Source organism: Mesorhizobium sp. M0195 (assembly GCF_040322115.1).
Classification (GTDB): Bacteria; Pseudomonadota; Alphaproteobacteria; order Rhizobiales; family Rhizobiaceae; genus Mesorhizobium.
In genome coordinates this window covers 173,707-191,518 of the sequence record NZ_JAMYSV010000004.1, presented here as the reverse complement: position 1 = coordinate 191,518, position 17,812 = coordinate 173,707, and the positions used below count along the sequence as shown (strand labels likewise).

Genomic DNA, 17,812 nt, shown 5'->3' with positions numbered 1-17,812 from the left:
GAACGCTTCAATACTTTAGACCAGCGTCTAAGAAAAGCCTAGGGGGCCGGATGACCAAGACAAGCACAAACAGGGTCGACTGGCGCGCGCTGTGGGCGAGCGGCGATCTGGCGCGCTTCTGCTTCATCAGCCTCGGCATCCTGCTGCACGCCACCAACGAAACGATGGTGGCAACGGTCATGCCGGCCATGGTCGGCGAGCTCGCCGGCGTGCAACTGGTGGGCTGGTCGCTGGCGATCTACGAGCTCGGCGCCATCGTTGCCGGTGCGGCCGCCGGACGGCTGGTGAGCTATGTCGCGCTGCGCACCAACATGATGGTCGCCGCGATGCTCTATGCCGGCGGCGCGCTGGTTTGCGCCACCGCGCCTTTGATGCCGCTGTTCCTCTGCGGCCGCCTGATCGAGGGGCTCGGTGGCGGCGCGCTGGTGTCGCTGGCCTTCGTCTCGGTCGAGCGGCTGTTTGCCCGGGCGATCTGGCCGCAGCTTTTCGGCGTCATGTCGGCGATCTGGGGTGTCGCCGCCTTCAGCGGACCGGTGCTCGGCGCGGTCATGACCGACTTGCTGTCCTGGCGCTGGGCCTTCGGCGTCTTCACCCTCGGCGGCACGGCCATGGCGCTGGCAAGCTTCCTTGTGCTCGATACACCTGAAGCAACAAGGCCGCAGGCGACCGGCGGCTCGGCGCCGCCCTTCCCCTTGGCGGCTCTTGGCTGCCTCGCCGTTAGCGTCGTGCTGATCGCCACCGCCGGCGTCGACATCGCCCTGCTGCGCTCGTCGCTGCTGCTCAGCCTCGGCCTGATCGGCCTGGCGCTGTTTATCTATATCGACGCACTGAAGCCGCGCTCGCGCCTGTTCCCGTCGCGGCTGTTCTCATGGCGCTCGCCGGTCGGCGCGGGCATGACCATGGTCGCGGCATTTTCGGTGGCGACCTGCTCGTTCGCGGTCTACGGGCCACTGCTCCTGACCAGCCTGCACGGCATCCCGATCCTGACCACCGGCTACATCATCGCCGCCGAATCGATCGCCTGGTCGATCCTGTCGATCCTCGTCGCCAATGCGCCGCCGGAACGCGAGCGGCTGATCATTGTCGGCGGTGCGCTGATGATCGCCACGGGCGTTGCCGGTTTCGCCTATACTGTGCCGGCGGGCTCGATCCCGCTGATCCTGCTTTGTGCCTTGTTGCAAGGCGGCGGCTTCGGCATCGCCTTGCCGTTCGTCACGCGCGTAATCGTGGCATCGGCGCGGGAGGGCGAGCAGACGATCGCCTCGGCCGCCGTGCCGACCATGCAGCGCATCGGCTATGCCGTGGGTGCGGCATTGACCGGCATCGTAGCCAACGCCAGCGGCTTTTCAGAGGGCCTGAACCGCGAGGCCGCGGCAAACGTCGCTGCCTGGCTGTTCCTGGCGTTTATCCCGCTCGGGATCCTGGGATGCCTTGCCGCCTTGCGGATTTCGGGGGCGCCGCCAGCGAAGCTGCCGATCTCCCCCCTCGCAGGGGAGATTGACTAGACGAAGACCGTCTTCAGCCGCTCGGCGATCAGTGCCGCGAGCCGCGTCGCCACCTCATCCTTGCTCATCTCCGGCCATTCCTCGACGCCGGCCTTTGAGACGATCCGCACCTTGTTGCGGTCGCCGCCCATCACGCCCGGAGCACCATCTTCATGCGAGACATCATTGGCGACGATAAGATCGGCCCCCTTTTTTGCAAGCTTGGCCTCGGCATTCCTGACCAGATCCTGCGTCTCCGCAGCGAAACCGACCACCAGCATCGGCCGCTTTTTGTGATGCCCGACACCGGCAAGAATATCGGGATTTTCCACCATCTGCAGCGCCGGCGGCCCCTCGCCCGCCACCTTCTTGATCTTTTCCCCGGCCGAACTTTGAGAGCGCCAGTCGGCGACAGCCGCGACGAACACTGCCGCGTCGGCCGGCAGCAGCTGCTCGACAGCGTCCTTCATCTCGACGGCCGTTTCGACATGCAGCGTGGCGACGCCGGCCGGATCGGCAATGCCAACCGGACCGGAGACGAGACGCACATCGGCGCCGAGCCTGGCCAGCGCCGCCGCAATGGCGTGGCCCTGCTTGCCCGACGACCGGTTGGCGATGTAGCGGACCGGGTCGATCGGCTCATGCGTCGGCCCGGAGGTGACAATGATCTTCCTGCCTGCCAGCGGCTTTGGCCGGCCGTCGAGCAGCGCCTCGATCGCGGCGACGATCTCCAGCGGCTCGGCCATGCGGCCCTCGCCCACCTCGTTGCTCTCGGCCATCTCGCCCTTCGCCGGGCCGACGAATGCGACGCCGTCCTTGCTCAGCGCCGCACGGTTGCGGCGGACCGCCGGATGCGCCCACATTTTCGGGTTCATCGCCGGCGCCATCAAAACTCGCTTGTCGGTGGCGATGAGCACGGTCGAGGCAAGGTCGTTGGCATGGCCATTGGCGAGCTTTGCCATCAGGTCGGCGGTGGCCGGCGCCACGACCACAAGGTCGGCCTCGCGCGACAGCCTGATATGGCCGATATCGTGCTCGTCCTGCCGGTCGAACAGTTCGGTGAAAACATGGTCGGCGGACAGCGCCCCGGCCGACAGCGTGGTGACGAATTCCTGCGCCGCGGCGGTCATCACCACCCGCACTGCCGCACCGCGCTCGCGCAGCCGACGGATCAGGTCGAGCGCCTTGTAGGCAGCAATGCCTCCGCCGATGATGAGCAGGATGCGCTTGCCGGAGAGGGTCATGCCCGAGGCCAGTTCTTGTCCAATGTCATGCCGGCTTCAGCGCCGATTCGATGTCGGTATGGATGAAATCGTCACCCTTGAAAAGTAGCGGCAGGTTTCGGGTCTTGGCCAGGGCATAGGCGAAACAGTCGCCCATGTTGAGGTCAGCACGATGGCGGGATCCGCGACCGTACCGAGAGTAGGCAAGTCGTGCGACCTCGAGCTGAGCCAGATCAAAAGGAACGACCGTCAGTTCGAGGCGATCGATGAGCACCTGAAGTTCGGCGGGGTTGATGCCACCGCCGGACCGGTTCGCCACACAATGTGCCTCCAGAAGTGTTGCAGTGCTTATCAGTACAGCAGATGAGGTGCCGAAAACATCGACGAATGCAGCCGCATCCGGCTCTGCGCCGATGATTGCGATTAACGCAGACGTATCAACTGCAACGGTCACAGAAGTCCCTCATCCCACATGTGATCAGTAAGCGCCTTGAGGTCAATGGGGTGTTCTGATTTCCGTCCGAGCGCCAAGATCTCGTCACGTGACGCTTTCAGCCGCCACTCCCCGTTCTGGAGCTTGCTCTCGGGGATCGTCACTTTGCGCAAGGCATCCCGCGCTTCCTGCTCCATTGAAACGCCGCGCGCGGCAGCGCGTTCGCGCAGCACCTGCTTCACTTCGTCATCAAGATTACGGATTGTGATAGTGCTCATAGCGTAGCTCCTCGCCGTTAACATAAGCGACAAGCGGCGTGATTGCAATGACAGCACTGCTGTCATTGCAATCAGAGCAGCTTCCAGGCGATATACACCAGCGTCAGCGCGATCACCCACAGCGCCAGCCGGCCGGAGCGGGTGTGGCGCGCCTCGGCTTTGCCGATCGCGTCCGCCGTCCCCTCGTCGAAGCGCAGGCCGTTTTCGGCCATCAGGTCGATCTCACGCGACAGCCGCTCGGTACGGGCTGCGAGGTCCGGCGCCTGACGGGCCAGCGCCAGCAGCGCGTTGGCGCCGTCGCGCGCATCGGCCAGCAGCGCGCGCGGGCCGAGATTGCGCGCAATCCAGCCGCTGACCACCGGCTCCGACGTCTTCCACATGTTGAAGGCCGGATCGAGTGTGCGGGCGACGCCTTCGACAACGACCATGGTCTTCTGCAGCAGCACCAGTTCGGATCGCGTCGCCATGTCGAACAGGTCGGTCACCTCGAACAGCAGCGTCAACAGCTTGGCCATCGAGATGGTCTCGGCCGGCTGGCCGTGTATGGGTTCGCCGATCGCCCGGATCGCCTGGGCGAAAGCTGCGACGTTGTGCTGGCGCGGCACGTAGCCGGCCTCGAAATGCACTTCGGCGACGCGCTGGTAATCGCGCGTGATGAAGCCGTAGAGGATTTCGGCGAGGAACCGGCGCTCCTTCCTGCCGAGCCGGCCGGCAATGCCGAGATCGACGGCGACGATGGTGCCGTCGGCTTCTATAAACAGGTTGCCCGGGTGCATGTCGGCATGGAAGAAACCGTCGCGCAGCGTATGGCGCAGAAACGACTGAACGAGGTTGGCGGCAATCGCCTTCAGGTCGTGGCCGGCGGCGGCTAGGCCGGCAATATCGTTCATCTTGATGCCGTCGACCCATTCCATGGTCAGCACGTCACGACCGGTGCGCTCCCAGTCGACCGACGGCACACGGAAGCCGGGATCGTCCTTGGTATTCTCGCCGAGCTCCGAAAAAGCCGCCGCCTCCAGCCTCAGGTCCATTTCGATTTTGGTCGTCTGGGCCAGTGTCTCGGTCACCTCGACGGGCCGCAGTCGGCGCGACGACGGGATGTATTTTTCCTGCAGCCGGGCGGCGAGAAAATAGCTCTCGAGATCGCGAAAGAAGCGGCGGCGCACGCCCGGCCGGATGACCTTCACCGCCACCCGGGTAACGACGCCGTTCTGCAGGATTTCGGCGGTATGGACCTGGGCGATCGAGGCGGCGGCGACGGCCTCGCCAAAACTGACATAGAGCTCGTCGACCCTGCGTCCGAGCGAGGCCTCTATCGCGGCGACAGCCTCGGCCTTCGGAAACGTCTGCATCTTGTCCTGCAGCATGGCAAGATCAAGCGCGATATCGTTTCCGACGACATCCGGCCGTGTCGCCAGGAACTGGCCGAGCTTGACGTAAGACGGGCCGAGCCGCACGACCGCCTTGGCCAGCCTGTCGCCACGCTCATAGGCAAGCGCGTGACGGCGGGTGAACAGCCGGGCCATGCGCCAGCCGAATTTCGGCAAGCCGAAGAGCTCGTCACCGGGCAAAGCCGCGATGACACCCTCGCGGACCAGCACCCAGCCGGCCCGCACGAGCCTGAAACCAGCGCCGATGCTGCTCATGGCTGGCTTTGCCTCGCCGATTTCCTAGACCGGCGAAGAGCACATTGAGTACGAAAGATACGGGCCAGCCTCAAAGCTTCCAGCCCGAATGGAGCGCGGCGATGCCGCCGGAGTAGTTGCGAAATGAGACGCGCTCGAAGCCGGCGCGCGAAATCATCGCCGCGAAATTCTGCTGATTGGGAAATTTGCGGATCGATTCGACCAGATAGGAATATGGCTCGCCATCGCCGGTCACCACCTTGCCGATCCGCGGGATGGCGTTGAACGACCATGCTTCGTAGACCTTGTCGAGCAGCGGCATCTCGACCTCGGAGAATTCAAGGCAGAGAAAGCGCCCGCCCGGCTTCAGCACGCGATAGGCTTCGGCGAGCGCCACATCGATGCGGGGCACGTTGCGGATGCCGAAAGCGATGGTGTAGGCGTCGAAAGTAGCGTCGGCAAAAGGCAGTTCCTCGGCATTGGCTTCGACGAAATCGGTATTTGCCGACAGGCCCTTTTTCTCGGCCCGGTCGCGGCCGACGGCGAGCATCGAGCCGTTGATATCGAGAACCGTTGCATGAGCGTGCCTGCCGCTCGCCTCGACGATGCGGAAGGCGACATCGCCGGTGCCGCCGGCAACGTCGAGAACGCTCCAGCCCGGCCGCTTCGGTGGATTGAGCCAGGCAACCATGGCGTCCTTCCACAACCGATGCAACCCGGCCGACATCAGGTCGTTCATCAGGTCGTAGCGGTTCGCCACCTTGTGGAAAACATCATTGACCAGGGACTGCTTGTCGCCTGGTCCTACCCGCTTGAAACCATAGGAGGTTTCCATGCCGCCCGCAGCAGTGGTTCTTTCAACCGACATCGTTTTGATCCGCCATAAAATCGGCGGGACCATAGCCGATCGATGGTGCGGGCGCTATTGTTTAAGGCGCGGTGTTCGGCCGCGCTTCGAAGCCGGTTCCGGAAAAGTGTCATACGGTTCCGACAGGAACTTGCGTCATAAGAAAAAAAGCCTGACGGGATAATTGAATGCCTTTGAAAGCAGAACTGCACTGCCACATCGAAGGGGCAGCGGCGCCTGAACTCGTCCTCCGCCAGGCTGAGAAATACGGCAAGGATGCCTCGCCCTACATCCAGGACGGCTCCTTCGTGTGGCACGACTTCACCTCTTTCCTCGCCGCCTACGACTTCTCGTCGGACCTGTTCCGCACCGAAGAAGACTATGCGCGGCTGGCCGATCACTACCTGACCAGCCTCGCCCGCGACGGCGCCATCTATTCCGAGGTTTTCACCTCGCCCGACCATGCCAGCAAGGCTGGGCTGTCGCCGAAGGCCTATACCGACGCGCTCGGCGAAGGCATGGCCCGCGCCAAGGCGAAGACCGGCATCGAAGGCCGCATGATCGTCACCGGCGTGCGCAATTTCGGTGTCGAATCGATCGAACGGGCGGCACGTTTCGCCGCCCGGTGTGGGCATCCGCTGGTCACCGGTTTCGGCGTCGCCGGCGACGAGCGGATAGGTGATCTGGAAGATTATGTCAGGGCCTTCGAGATCGCCCGCGAGGCCGGCCTCGGCATCACCGTGCATGCCGGCGAATTGATGGGCTGGGAGAGCGTCGAGGCGGCACTCGACCACATCCGCCCGTCTCGCATCGGCCATGGCGTGCGCGCCATCGAGAACCCCGATCTCGTGCGGCGCATCGCCGACGAAGGCGTCGTGCTCGAATGCTGCCCCGGCTCCAACATCGCGCTGAAAATCTTTGACAGCTTCGCTGACCATCCCTTTCCTGCATTGCGGGCGGCGGGCTGCAAGGTGACGCTCAACTCCGATGACCCGCCCTATTTCTGGACCTCGCTGAAACGCGAATACGACATCGCCGCCGAGCATTTTTCTATGGATGACAAGGCGCTCACCGCCGTCACCAGGACGGCCATCGAGGCAGCCTTCGTCGACAGGAAGACCAAGGCGGCGCTGCTCGGCAGGCTCGGCGCCAAGGGCAGGTGAATGGTGAATGGCTCACCCGGCGCTTCGGTCCGTCAGCCGCGAGCTTTGCCGCGCAACCAAGGACTCGCAAACCAGTTCACTATTCACTATTCACCATTCACCATTCACTTGCGCAGTTGGAGAACACCATGAAGGGCGTCACCGTCGTCGACCATCCGCTTGTCCAGCACAAGCTGACCATCATGCGCAAGAAAGAGACTTCGACGGCCGGCTTCCGGCGGCTGCTGCGCGAGATCTCGCTGCTGCTCGGCTACGAGGTCACCCGCAACCTGGAACTGACGACGACGACGATCGAGACGCCGATCGAGACGATGGAGGCGCCGACGCTGGAGGGCAAGAAACTGGTTTTCGCCTCGGTGTTGCGCGCCGGCAACGGCTTGCTCGAAGGCCTGCTCGATCTGGTGCCGGCGGCGCGTGTCGCCCATATCGGCCTCTACCGCGACCATGAGACGCTGGAAGCGGTCGAGTATTTCTTCAAGGCGCCGGGCGACCTCGCCGACCGGCTGGTGATCGTCGTCGACCCGATGCTGGCGACCGCCAATTCGGCGATCGCGGCGATCGACAAGCTGAAAGGCCGCGGTGCCACCAACATCCGCTTCCTCTGCTTGTTGGCGGCACCAGAGGGCCTTGAGCGGTTCACCCACGCGCATCCCGATGTTCCCGTCTTCACCGCTTCCATCGACCGCCAGCTCAACGAGAAGGGCTACATCATGCCCGGCCTTGGCGATGCCGGCGACCGCATGTACGGCACCAAATAGATCCGTTTACCGACTGTTTACGCAAACGGCTGGTTTCCGCATTCGTTAAAGCGGCAAACACCATGTCGGACTAAGGATCGGCAACCACAAAGGCCGGTCCATGCTGCGCAAGCTTCTCATCCTTGGCGTGTTTGCCGGAACGTCGGCATCGCTGCCGATCGTATATCAGTCCAATTCACAGGTAATCGAGCGGCTGTTGAAATCCGCCATCGGAGCCAGGCCGGCCGACACCCAAACCGACCTGAATCTCGCCGCCGTTCGGGACAGGCCGGCGACGCCGCAGCCGCTCGGCCGCAAGGTCGTCGTCACCGCGGACGCGCGCGGGCATTTCATGTCGGTCTTCAAGTTGAACGGCCGACAGATCGACGGCATGATCGATACCGGCGCGACGCTCGTCGCCATCAACAGTTCGACCGCGCGCAGGATCGGCATCTCGCTCAATCCGACGGACTTCAGCCATCAGGTCAACACCGCCAACGGTGCGATCAAGGCAGCATTGGTCACGATCGACCGCCTGCAGATCGGCAGGATCACCGTCGAGGGCGTCGAGGCCGTCGTGCTCGACGACAGGGCGCTGCACACCAATCTGATCGGCATGAGCTTTCTGCAGCGGCTCGAAAAATACCAGGTCGAAGATGGCACGCTGCTGCTGGTCCAGTAGGCCGTGATCCCGAACCGCAGGTCCACGCCAGCAAAAGGGGACCGGTCGTCGGACAAGATCATGGTCCAAGAAAGATAGAGCCCACTCGATACCATCGGAATGGGCTCTATCCGCGCGGCAGGATCCGCCGGATGACGGTTTTCTCCGTGGCCGGTTTGGAAGGGCCGACCATATAGGCCGAAAGCACGGTGGCCGCGGCCGCTTCGGCATCCCCGGTATTGCGGGCATGGACTAGCGCCAGCGCTTCGCCGGCCCGCACTTCGGCGCCGATCGGCAACAGTCTGGTGATGCCGACGGCGTGATCGATCCTGTCGTCGGGCCGCGTCCGCCCGCCGCCAAGCCCGACCACGGCAAGCCCGATCTCGCGCGTCGCGATGCCGGAGACAAAGCCGTTCGCGCTCGCCTTGACCGCGAATTCCGTTACCGCTTTCGGCAGATATTTTTCCGGATTGTCGACAAAGTCGGCGGGACCACCCAGTGCCGCCACCATGCGCGCGAAGATGGAAGCGGCGCGGCCGCCGGCCAACGTCTCGGCGGCGCGGCGCAGGCCGTCCTGGTTGGACGACACCAGGCCTGCCGATTGCAGCATCTCGGCGGCCAACGCCAGCGTCAAGTCCTCCAGCCGCCGGTCGCGAAAGCGGCCGGTGAGAAAATCGACGGCGTTGCGCACCTCGACCGCATTGCCGGCGGCGGAGGCCAGCGGCTCGTTCATGCCGGTGACCAGCGCCGATGCCTTCAGGCCGGCGCCATTGGCGACCTCGACGAGGCTGTTGGCCAGCGCGGTTGCGTCGCGCGATTTCTCCATGAAGGCGCCGTTGCCGACCTTGACGTCGAGCACCAGCGAACCAAGGCCGGCCGCCAGCTTCTTCGATAGGATCGAGGCGGTGATCAGCGGCACCGATTCGACCGTTCCCGTCACATCGCGGATCGCGTAGAGCCTGGCGTCGGCAGGTGCGAGGTCTGCGGTCTGGCCGATAATGGCGCAGCCGGTTTCGACCACGGTCTTGCGGAAGCGCGCAACATCCGGCTGGCTGACATAGCCGGGGATGGCATCCATCTTGTCCAGCGTGCCGCCGGTATGGCCCAGACCCCTGCCGGAAATCATCGGCACATAGGCGCCGCAGGCAGCGACGATCGGCGCCAGCATCAAGGAGACATTGTCGCCGACGCCGCCCGTCGAATGCTTGTCGGTGACCGGTCCGGGCAGATCCGACCAGTCGAGCACATCGCCGGAATCGCGCATCGCCATAGTCAGCGCAACCGCCTCGTCGCGGCTCATGCCGTTGAAGAATATCGCCATGGCCAGGGCGCCGACCTGCGCGTCGGTAACGGTGCCGGCGGTCAGGCCCTCGATGAAGAACGCGATCTCCTCAGCCGACAGCTTCTGCCCGTCGCGCTTGCGGCGGATGATTTCCTGGGGAAGCATCAGGCGTCGACCCTGTGCTCCGGAAGCCCGTCTTGAAAAACACGCCGCAGGATGGTCGCCAGCCGCGCACCGCCGACCGGCGCCATGTCCTTGGTCTCCTGGTGCGACAGCTCGGCTCCGGTCATGCCAGCGGCAAGGTTGGTCACGACCGAACACGCGGCGACGCGCAGCCCGAGGAAGCGCGCGAGAATGACCTCCGGCACCGTCGACATGCCGACCGCGTTGGCGCCCATGACGCGCGCCATGCGGATCTCGGCGGGCGTCTCGAAGCATGGGCCGGAGAACCACATATAGACGCCCTTGTGCAGGGTGGTACCGGTGGCCTTCGCCGCCTGCTCTATGGCGGAGCGGAGACCGGCGTCATAGGCTTCGGTCAGGCCGACGAAACGGCGGTCGCTCGGTTCGCCGATCAGCGGGTTGGACCCCGAGAAATTGATGTGGTCGGTGACCAGCATTACCGAGCCCGGCCCCATCCCGGGATCGACCGAACCGGCGGCGTTGGTGAGGATCAGCCGGGAGATGCCGAGGCCGGCGAGCACTTCCAGCGCCGGCCGCATCGCCGCCGCGTTGCCGTGCTCGTAGTAGTGTGCGCGGCCGGACAGCATCAGCACCGGCGTGCCGGCAAAGAGCCCCGCCACCACCTCGCCGGCATGGCCGCTGACGCCGCTTCGGGGAAACCCCGGCAAGTCGGCGTAGGAGATGCGCACCGCATCCTCGACCTGGTCGACGAGCCCGCCAAGCCCTGACCCCAGCACCAAGGCGGTGGTCGGCGCCAGCCCATCCAGCCTTTCGACGAGTTGATCGAGCGCTTCCTTCATTTCAGCACATCGCCTTCAAACCCGTATGGCAACAACTCGCCCATGGTCACGGTCTCGACCACGCCGCTGTCATCGCAGAGATAGAACTTCGTTTCCGGCAGGCAGAATTCGGCCAGCCGCTGCCGGCAGCCGCCGCAGGGCGAGCATTTTGCCACGCGTTCGGCAATCACGGCGATTTCCGTGATCTTGCCGCCGCCGCCCATGACGTAGTGGCCGAGCGCGGTGGTTTCGGCGCACCAGCCCTCCGGATAGGACGCGATCTCGACATTGGCGCCGGTGAAGACACGGCCGTCCTCGGTGCGCAACGCCGCGCCGACCGGAAATTTCGAATAGGGCGCATAGGCCTTGGCCATGGCGGCTTTCGCCGCTTCGAACAGATCATGAGCCATGATAGATTAGCGTTCCTTGACATAAGGCACGCCGCCGGCGCGCGGCGGGATTGCCTTGCCGATGAAGCCGGCAAGCAGGATGACGGTCAGCACATAGGGCAGCGCCTGCATGAATTGCACCGGCACCTTGCCGATCAGCGGCAGCGGCGTGCCTTGCAGGCGGATCGACGCGGCGTCGAGGAAGCCGAACAGCAGGCAGGCGAACATGGCGTTGACCGGTTTCCATTTGGCGAAGATCAGCGCGGCCAGCGCGATATAGCCCTTGCCGGCGGTCATGTCCTTCACGAAGCCGCCATTCTGCACCATCGACAGATAGGCGCCGGCAATGCCGGTGAGCACGCCGGTGCAAATCAGCGCCCGGTAGCGCAGCCAGGCGACCGAGATGCCGGCGGTGTCGACCGCAGCCGGGTTCTCGCCGACAGCGCGCAGGCGGAGCCCAAAGCGGGTGCGAAACAGTACCCACCAGGTGAACGGCACGGCCAGGAAGGCGAGATAGACCAGCACGGAGTGGCCGGAGATGAGTTCCGAATAGATCGGCCCGAGAATCGGAACGCCCCTGAGCGCATCCGCGCCCGGCCAGATGATTGCTTCGAAGCGCTCGCCGGCGGCCAGCGCCGGCGTGCGCCCGCCTTGCTGGAACCAGGCCTGGCCGAGCATGATCGTCGATCCGGCGGCAATGAAATTGATCGCGACGCCGGAAACGATCTGGTTGCCGCGATGGGTGATCGAGGCAAAGCCGTGGATCAGCGCGAAGGCAACCGAGATGAGGATGGCCATGCCGAGGCCGAGATAGGCCGAGTGGAAGACCGAGGCGGCGGCCGCACCGGCGAAGGCGCCGACAAGCATCTTGCCCTCGAGCCCGATGTCGAAGACGCCGGCCCGCTCCGAATAGAGGCCGGCGAGGCAGGCGAGCAGCAAGGGGACCGAAAGGCGGATGGTCGAGTCCAGGACTTGTACGATGGCGTTGAAGAAATCCATCTCAGGCGCCCTTCCCTTTGACCGCTTCCATGCCGACCGATTTCGGGCTGAGCGAGGCGAACAACGCCTGGACATAGGGCCGGAACATATGCTCGAGCGCGCCGGCGAACAGGATGACGAGGCCCTGGATGATGACGATCATGTCGCGGCTGATCGCCGGCATTTCGAAGGCGAGTTCGGCGCCCCCCTGGTAGAGCATGCCGAACAGGATCGCCGCCAGCACGATGCCGACCGGGTGCAGGCGACCCATCAGCGCCACCGCGATGCCGACGAAACCGGCGCCCGAAACGAATTCGAGCGCGACATTGTGCTGGTCGCCCATCGTCGGGTTGAGCGCCATCATGCCGGCCAGCGCGCCCGAGATCATCATCGCAATGATGATGATGCGTATCTCCGAAATCCCGGCATAACGCGCCGCTTTCGGGCTGTGGCCATAGGTGCGCATCTCGTAACCGAGCTTCGTGCGCCAGATCAGCACCCACACCAGAAAGGCCATGGCTAGCGCCAGCAGGGAACTGACGTTGAATGGCGCCGAACGGATTTTGGCGCCGAACAATTCGAGGACCCAGTTGAGCTTCGGCAATTGCGCGCCTTCGAGGAAGGTGCGCGTCTGCGGCGCCATCGAGCCGGGCGGCTTCAGCATCCCCACCAGCGCATAGACCATGACGCTGGCGGCGATGAAGTTGAACATGATGGTGGTTATGACGATGTGCGAGCCGCGCTTGGCCTGCAGATAGGCCGGGACCAGCGCCCACAGCGCGCCCATCGCCGCGGCGGCGATAATGGCGATCGGGAAGGTCAGCCACCAGGGCAGCACGCTGTCGAAGGCCAGGCAAACGATGCCGATACCGAGACCGGCGATATAGCCCTGGCCCTCGCCACCGATGTTGAACAGGCCGCAATGCGCCGCAACCGCCACCGAAAGCCCGCTGAAGATGAAGGTGGTGGCATAGAAAAGTGTAAACGCGATGCCTTGGCCGCGACCGAAGGCGCCCTCGACCAGGATGACAGCCGCGCGCAACGGGTTCTCACCGACCAATATGACGACGAAGCCGGCAACGACGAAGGCGACGAACAGATTGATCAGCGGGATCAGGACGTAGTCGGCCCAGGCCGGGAGCTTGGCATAGGGAGTGCTCATTCCGCCGCCTCGCGCTGCTCGACGCCGGCCATCAGCAGGCCGAGCTCGCCCTCGGTCGCGTCGGGGCCGCGTTCGCCGACGATGCGGCCGGCAAACATCACCAGGATGCGGTCGGACAGCGAGCGGATCTCGTCGAGTTCGACCGAAACCACCAGCACCGCCTTGCCCTGGTCGCGCATGGCGATGAGGCGCTTGTGGATGAATTCGATGGCGCCGACATCGACGCCGCGCGTCGGCTGGCCGACGATCAACACGCCGGGATCTTGTTCCATTTCCCGCGCCAGCACGATCTTCTGCTGGTTGCCGCCGGAGAAATTGGCGGTCTTGAGGCGGCAGTCCGCCGGGCGGATGTCATATTTGACGATCTTGTCCCGGGCATCGTCACGGATGGCGTCGATGTCGAGAAACGGCCCCTTCAGATAGCGCTCATCGTCCTGGTAGCCGAGGATCGAATTCTCGTTCTCCTCGAAGGCCAGCACCAGCCCGACGTGATGGCGGTCCTCCGGCACATGAGCAAGGCCGCGCTCGCGCAGCTCGCCAGGGTCGGCGGCGCCGGTGAGGTCGATCGGCTTGCCGTCGAGCATGACCGAGCCCGAAACGGCATGCCTGATGCCGGAAATCGCCTCGAGCAATTCGGACTGCCCGTTGCCGGCGACGCCGGCAATGCCGACGATCTCGCCGGCATGGACGTCGAAGGAGACGTCGTCGACCATGGTGACGCCGCGGGAATCCTTGACCGTCAGGTTCTTGACCGCGAGCTTGACGCCGCCGGCCTTCGCCTCGCCCTTCTCGACGCGCAGCAGCACGCGCCGGCCGACCATCAGCTCCGCCAGTTCCTCGACCGTGGTCTTCCTAGTTTCGCGTGTCGCCACCATCGTGCCCTGGCGCATCACCGAGACGGTGTCGGTGATCGCCATGATCTCGCGCAGCTTGTGGGTGATCAGCACGATCGTCTTGCCCTGCTCCTTCAGCTGCCTGAGGATGCGGAACAGATGGTCGGCCTCGGCCGGCGTCAGCACGCCCGTTGGCTCGTCGAGGATCAGGATTTCGGCGCCGCGATAGAGCGCCTTGAGGATTTCGACGCGTTGTTGCAGGCCGACCGGCAACTCCTCGATGATGGCGTCGGGATCGACTTCGAGCCCGTATTCGCGCTCGAGCCGCTCCAGCTCGGAACGCGCCTTGGCGATGCTCTTCTTCAGCAGTGCATCGCTTTCGGCGCCGAGAATGACGTTTTCCAGGACCGAGAAATTGTCGACCAGCATGAAATGCTGATGGACCATGCCGATGCCGAGCGCGATCGCATCATTCGGTGTCTTGATCGATGCCGGCTGGCCGCCGACACGGATTTCGCCGGAATCGGCCTGGTAGAAACCATAGAGGATCGACATCAGCGTCGACTTGCCGGCGCCGTTCTCACCGACGATGCCATGGATGGTGCCCCGCATAATCTCCAGATTGATGTCGCGGTTGGCGCGCACGGCGCCAAAGCTCTTGTCGATGCCGATCAGCTCGATTGCGGCTTGCGCCATGCAGCCTGTTCCCACTGTTATTTTTTTACCGCTTGGTCAAACGCCTAGCATGACGCCCAGTCTGTGCCAATTGGGTCTATGTCAATTGCCCGGAGCAGGGTTCACTCTCGACAAATCCCGCCATGCTTGTCAATTTCCAACGTGGCCGCAGCCTGCACAATCGCCTGATCGAGGATTTGAGATGACCATGCCCGCCCACATGCCCGACCACCGGCTGACGACGCTGGAAATCCGCGCCGCCGAGCAGGAGAAGACAATCGAGGAACTGTCAGGCCAGATCGCCGAGCAGTGGAAGGTGATCGAGCGCATGCAGCGCAAGCTCGACGCGCTGGCCGAGCGCTTCCTGGCGCTGGAGGAACAGGCCGCACCCGACGTGCCGGTGACCAAGCCGCCGCACTGGTGAGCGGCTGACAATGCAAAACCGCCGGGCTTTCACCCCGCGGCTCGTCAGTCTTCAATGTCGATCAATCAATACGGGCAGGCATTGTCCGACATGTAGTCGTGCACCTTGATGGTGCCGGCGATGATGTCGGCCTTGGCCTTTTCGACCGCTGCCTTCATCGCGTCGTCGACAAGCGCCTTGTTGTTGTCGTCCATGGCGTAGTCGACGCCGCCTTCCTTGAGGCCGAGATCGTTGACGCCGGCCGTGAACTTGCCGTTCTTGGCATCCATGAAGGTGTTGTAGACGGCAACGTCGACGCGCTTGACCATGGAGGTCAACACCTTGCCGGGTTGCAGGCCGTTCTGGTTGGAATCGACGCCGATGCCGAGCTTGCCGGCGTCGGCCGCTGCCTGCAGCACGCCGACACCGGTGCCGCCTGCCGCCGCGTAGATTACGTCGGCGCCCTGGTCGATCTGCGTCTTGGCGATCTCGCCGCCCTTGGCCGGATCGTTCCAGGCTGCCGGCGTATCGCCGGTCATGTTCTGGATGACGTCGGTGGCGCCGGCCGCCTTGGCGCCGCCTACATAGCCGCAGCCGAACCTGCGGATCAGCGGAATATCCATGCCGCCGACGAAGCCGACCTTCTTGGTCTTGGAAGCCATCGCCGCCATCACGCCGACGAGGTACGAGCCTTCCTGCTCCTTATAGACCAGGGAGCGGACATTGGGCTTGTCGACGACCATATCGATGATGGCGAATTTGGTGTCGGGGAACTCGGTGGCGATCTTGTCAAGCGCGTCGGCCCAGGAGAAGCCAGCCATGACGATCGGATTGCGGCCGTCCTCGGCGAAGCGGCGCAGCGCCTGCTCGCGCTGGGTGGCGTTGCTGACCTCGAATTCCACATAGGGGATGCCGGTCTCGGTCTTGAACTTTTCGGCGCCGTTGAAGGACGCTTCGTTGAACGACTTGTCGAACTTGCCGCCGAGATCATAGAGGATCGCGGGTTGAATGTCCGCGGCGAAGGCCGGGAGAACCATTGCAGCTGCGGCCATAAGGCCGAGAACGATACGTTTCATGTGATCCACACCCCTGTCGGTTATTTGTCCATTATGCACCGCATGCCGGCCCGGTTCTCCGGCAGGCATGCAGCGTCAGGCAGGAGTGTCTTCCTCCCGCTTCGGGTCAATCTGGCACGGCCCGAAACAAAATTCACGTGGAATTTTGACCCTTTGGAAAAGCATGGCGCCGCATCGCGGCGCCACAGCATATTCCTTGCGTCAGGGGCATAATCAGGCGGAGACGGCGGCCGGAATGGCGCAGGAGACGCCGGTTCCCCGCAGGCCGCAATAGCCGTAGGGGTTCTTCGCCAGATATTGCTGGTGGTCTTCCTCGGCGAAGTAGAATTCCGGCGCCGGTGCGATCTCGGTGGTGATCTTGCCGCGTCCGGCACCGCGCAGCGAAGCCTCGTAGGCATCGCGCGAGGCGAGCGCCGCCTGGTACTGCGCGTCGTTGAACGTATAGATCGCCGAGCGGTAGGTGGTGCCGACATCATTGCCCTGGCGCATGCCTTGCGTCGGGTCGTGACTTTCCCAGAACAGCTTCAAAAGCTCGGCATAGGACACGATCTTGGGATCGTAGACGACGAGCACGACTTCGGCATGGCCTGTGAGCCCGGTGCAGGTTTCCTGATAGGTCGGGTTGGGCGTGACGCCGCCGGCATAGCCGGCCGCCGTGACCCAGACGCCCTCGACCTGCCAGAACAGGCGCTCGGCGCCCCAGAAGCAACCCAGCCCGAACATCGCCGTTTCCAGCCCTTCGGGATAAGGACCCTTGAGCGGCCTGTTCGAGACGAAGTGCTTCGATGCAGTCGGGATCGGCCGGTCGCGGCCGGGCAGCGCCTCGGAGGGCTTCGGCAGGTTGAGCTTCTTGTTCAGCATGTCGCTGAGAAACATAGTGCGGTTTCCTTTTCTTCTTGGTTGAGCCTTCCCCGGCACGGGAACACCGGGTCAGGCTGGAAATGTCAGGTCGCGGCGAACCGCCCGCTGGGGCGCGGCCGCCTGTAGCCGATGGCGTAAAGAATGAACGCCAGCACCGCGAACACGGCGAAGCCGGGCTGGCTGAGCACCCAGGCGATGGCGCCATCCCACAGCAGCGGATTGACCTTGTCGCGGACGAAGCTTTCGAAGGCGCTGCGCGTATCCGGCGAGACCGCGAGCCAGCTGGAATTAAGCGGTGTCATCACCAGCGCCGAAGCCGCCACCGACCGTGTCGCATCGAGCACGGCCATGATGACCGAAACCGACAGCGCGACCATTGCAGCGAGACGAAAGATGAAGCGGAACATCCAGACCCTTCCTCCCCAGGAGATTATCAGAATGTCGTATCGGACTGTTAGATAGGATCTACTTGCTCGCCTGCAATCGCGACACGCGAAGTTGAACCGGCGACCGCCGGTTCGCTGGAACCGGCGGCGCGCCGGACGGCGAGCACACCTCGGCCGCCCCTTTCGATAGGCTCCCTACGGGTGCTCCGGTAACATGGGGTGAGCATCCGTATCCGGCAAAGCGAATAGACTATCGTTATGTCTTGGCATTCGGCACCGGATCGACTAGATGAGCCCCGCGCCTGTTGCTTTGACGGCTCAGGTGTGGGGAAAGGGTATCCGCTGGTCGACGGC

At 64.0% G+C, this 17,812-nt stretch carries 19 protein-coding genes; 5 read left to right on the top strand and 14 right to left on the bottom strand.

Annotated elements, in window-relative coordinates:
- Positions 1 to 50: 50 nt before the first annotated feature.
- Positions 51 to 1,505, top strand: coding sequence for an MFS transporter (locus tag NKJ12_RS11455; RefSeq protein WP_352702731.1), 1,455 nt, complete (start codon positions 51 to 53; stop codon positions 1,503 to 1,505).
- On the opposite strand, the gene coaBC is transcribed toward NKJ12_RS11455, so the two are convergent.
- The 5 genes from coaBC to ubiE all read right to left on the bottom strand — a co-directional run bounded on the left by coaBC (position 1,502) and on the right by ubiE (position 5,911).
- Positions 1,502 to 2,728, bottom strand: a complete 1,227-nt coding sequence (coaBC, locus tag NKJ12_RS11450; protein ID WP_352702728.1) for a bifunctional phosphopantothenoylcysteine decarboxylase/phosphopantothenate--cysteine ligase CoaBC — start codon at positions 2,726 to 2,728, stop codon at positions 1,502 to 1,504. The genes NKJ12_RS11455 and coaBC overlap by 4 nt on opposite strands.
- A 25-nt stretch (positions 2,729 to 2,753) precedes the next feature.
- The gene (locus tag NKJ12_RS11445) at positions 2,754 to 3,161 is read right to left on the bottom strand and encodes a type II toxin-antitoxin system VapC family toxin (RefSeq protein WP_352478132.1); all 408 of its coding nucleotides are present in this window, start codon (positions 3,159 to 3,161) and stop codon (positions 2,754 to 2,756) included.
- A complete protein-coding gene (locus NKJ12_RS11440) occupies positions 3,158 to 3,418 on the bottom strand; it encodes a FitA-like ribbon-helix-helix domain-containing protein (protein WP_254816871.1) in 261 nt (86 codons plus the stop codon). Before NKJ12_RS11440 ends, NKJ12_RS11445 begins: the two co-directional genes overlap by 4 nt.
- 71 nt (positions 3,419 to 3,489) lie before the next feature.
- The gene (gene ubiB / locus NKJ12_RS11435; protein WP_352702726.1) at positions 3,490 to 5,064 is read right to left on the bottom strand and encodes a 2-polyprenylphenol 6-hydroxylase; all 1,575 of its coding nucleotides are present in this window, start codon (positions 5,062 to 5,064) and stop codon (positions 3,490 to 3,492) included.
- Between the two features lie 70 nt (positions 5,065 to 5,134).
- A complete protein-coding gene (gene ubiE, locus NKJ12_RS11430) occupies positions 5,135 to 5,911 on the bottom strand; it encodes a bifunctional demethylmenaquinone methyltransferase/2-methoxy-6-polyprenyl-1,4-benzoquinol methylase UbiE (protein WP_352702723.1) in 777 nt (258 codons plus the stop codon).
- 167 nt (positions 5,912 to 6,078) lie between these two features.
- Between ubiE and NKJ12_RS11425 the strand changes: the two genes are divergently transcribed.
- From NKJ12_RS11425 to NKJ12_RS11415, 3 genes are all read left to right on the top strand, one after another.
- On the top strand, positions 6,079 to 7,053 hold the full coding sequence (locus NKJ12_RS11425) for an adenosine deaminase (protein ID WP_352702721.1): 975 nt from the start codon (positions 6,079 to 6,081) through the stop codon (positions 7,051 to 7,053).
- A gap of 128 nt (positions 7,054 to 7,181) precedes the next feature.
- Entirely contained in the window at positions 7,182 to 7,811 is a 630-nt protein-coding gene (gene upp / locus NKJ12_RS11420; protein ID WP_254816867.1) for a uracil phosphoribosyltransferase, read from the top strand.
- A gap of 100 nt (positions 7,812 to 7,911) precedes the next feature.
- Positions 7,912 to 8,472, top strand: a complete 561-nt coding sequence (locus NKJ12_RS11415) for a TIGR02281 family clan AA aspartic protease (protein WP_352702720.1) — start codon at positions 7,912 to 7,914, stop codon at positions 8,470 to 8,472.
- A gap of 106 nt (positions 8,473 to 8,578) precedes the next feature.
- Here the strand turns inward: NKJ12_RS11415 and deoA are convergent, their stop codons facing one another.
- From deoA to NKJ12_RS11385, 6 genes are read right to left on the bottom strand one after another with little or no spacing between them, the layout of a single operon-like run.
- Positions 8,579 to 9,898 (bottom strand): thymidine phosphorylase, encoded by a 1,320-nt coding sequence (deoA, locus tag NKJ12_RS11410; protein WP_352702718.1) that lies wholly within the window; start codon positions 9,896 to 9,898, stop codon positions 8,579 to 8,581.
- The gene (locus NKJ12_RS11405) at positions 9,898 to 10,716 is read right to left on the bottom strand and encodes a purine-nucleoside phosphorylase (protein ID WP_352702716.1); all 819 of its coding nucleotides are present in this window, start codon (positions 10,714 to 10,716) and stop codon (positions 9,898 to 9,900) included. The genes deoA and NKJ12_RS11405 overlap by 1 nt, the downstream gene beginning before the upstream one ends.
- Positions 10,713 to 11,105, bottom strand: a complete 393-nt coding sequence (cdd, locus tag NKJ12_RS11400) for a cytidine deaminase (protein WP_352702713.1) — start codon at positions 11,103 to 11,105, stop codon at positions 10,713 to 10,715. Before cdd ends, NKJ12_RS11405 begins: the two co-directional genes overlap by 4 nt.
- A 6-nt stretch (positions 11,106 to 11,111) precedes the next feature.
- Entirely contained in the window at positions 11,112 to 12,083 is a 972-nt protein-coding gene (locus tag NKJ12_RS11395; protein ID WP_352509889.1) for an ABC transporter permease, read from the bottom strand.
- A 1-nt stretch (position 12,084) separates the two neighbouring features.
- Positions 12,085 to 13,224: an ABC transporter permease gene (locus NKJ12_RS11390; protein WP_352702711.1), complete on the bottom strand. Its 1,140-nt coding sequence runs from the start codon at positions 13,222 to 13,224 to the stop codon at positions 12,085 to 12,087.
- Positions 13,221 to 14,753, bottom strand: a complete 1,533-nt coding sequence (locus tag NKJ12_RS11385) for an ABC transporter ATP-binding protein (RefSeq protein WP_352478115.1) — start codon at positions 14,751 to 14,753, stop codon at positions 13,221 to 13,223. The genes NKJ12_RS11390 and NKJ12_RS11385 overlap by 4 nt, the downstream gene beginning before the upstream one ends.
- 181 nt (positions 14,754 to 14,934) lie before the next feature.
- Here NKJ12_RS11385 and NKJ12_RS11380 point away from each other — a divergent pair, with 181 nt between their 5' ends.
- Positions 14,935 to 15,156: a SlyX family protein gene (locus NKJ12_RS11380; protein WP_352509891.1), complete on the top strand. Its 222-nt coding sequence runs from the start codon at positions 14,935 to 14,937 to the stop codon at positions 15,154 to 15,156.
- A gap of 65 nt (positions 15,157 to 15,221) precedes the next feature.
- Here NKJ12_RS11380 and NKJ12_RS11375 read toward each other — a convergent pair whose 3' ends face one another.
- From NKJ12_RS11375 to NKJ12_RS11365, 3 genes are all read right to left on the bottom strand, one after another.
- Positions 15,222 to 16,211: a BMP family lipoprotein gene (locus tag NKJ12_RS11375; RefSeq protein WP_254816859.1), complete on the bottom strand. Its 990-nt coding sequence runs from the start codon at positions 16,209 to 16,211 to the stop codon at positions 15,222 to 15,224.
- A gap of 213 nt (positions 16,212 to 16,424) precedes the next feature.
- Positions 16,425 to 17,087: a peptide-methionine (S)-S-oxide reductase MsrA gene (gene msrA / locus NKJ12_RS11370; protein WP_352509893.1), complete on the bottom strand. Its 663-nt coding sequence runs from the start codon at positions 17,085 to 17,087 to the stop codon at positions 16,425 to 16,427.
- Positions 17,088 to 17,155: 68 nt separating this feature from the next.
- Positions 17,156 to 17,479 carry a hypothetical protein gene (locus NKJ12_RS11365; protein WP_352509895.1) on the bottom strand — a complete coding sequence of 108 codons (324 nt, stop codon included), beginning with the start codon at positions 17,477 to 17,479 and terminating at the stop codon, positions 17,156 to 17,158.
- Positions 17,480 to 17,812 lie beyond the last annotated feature (333 nt).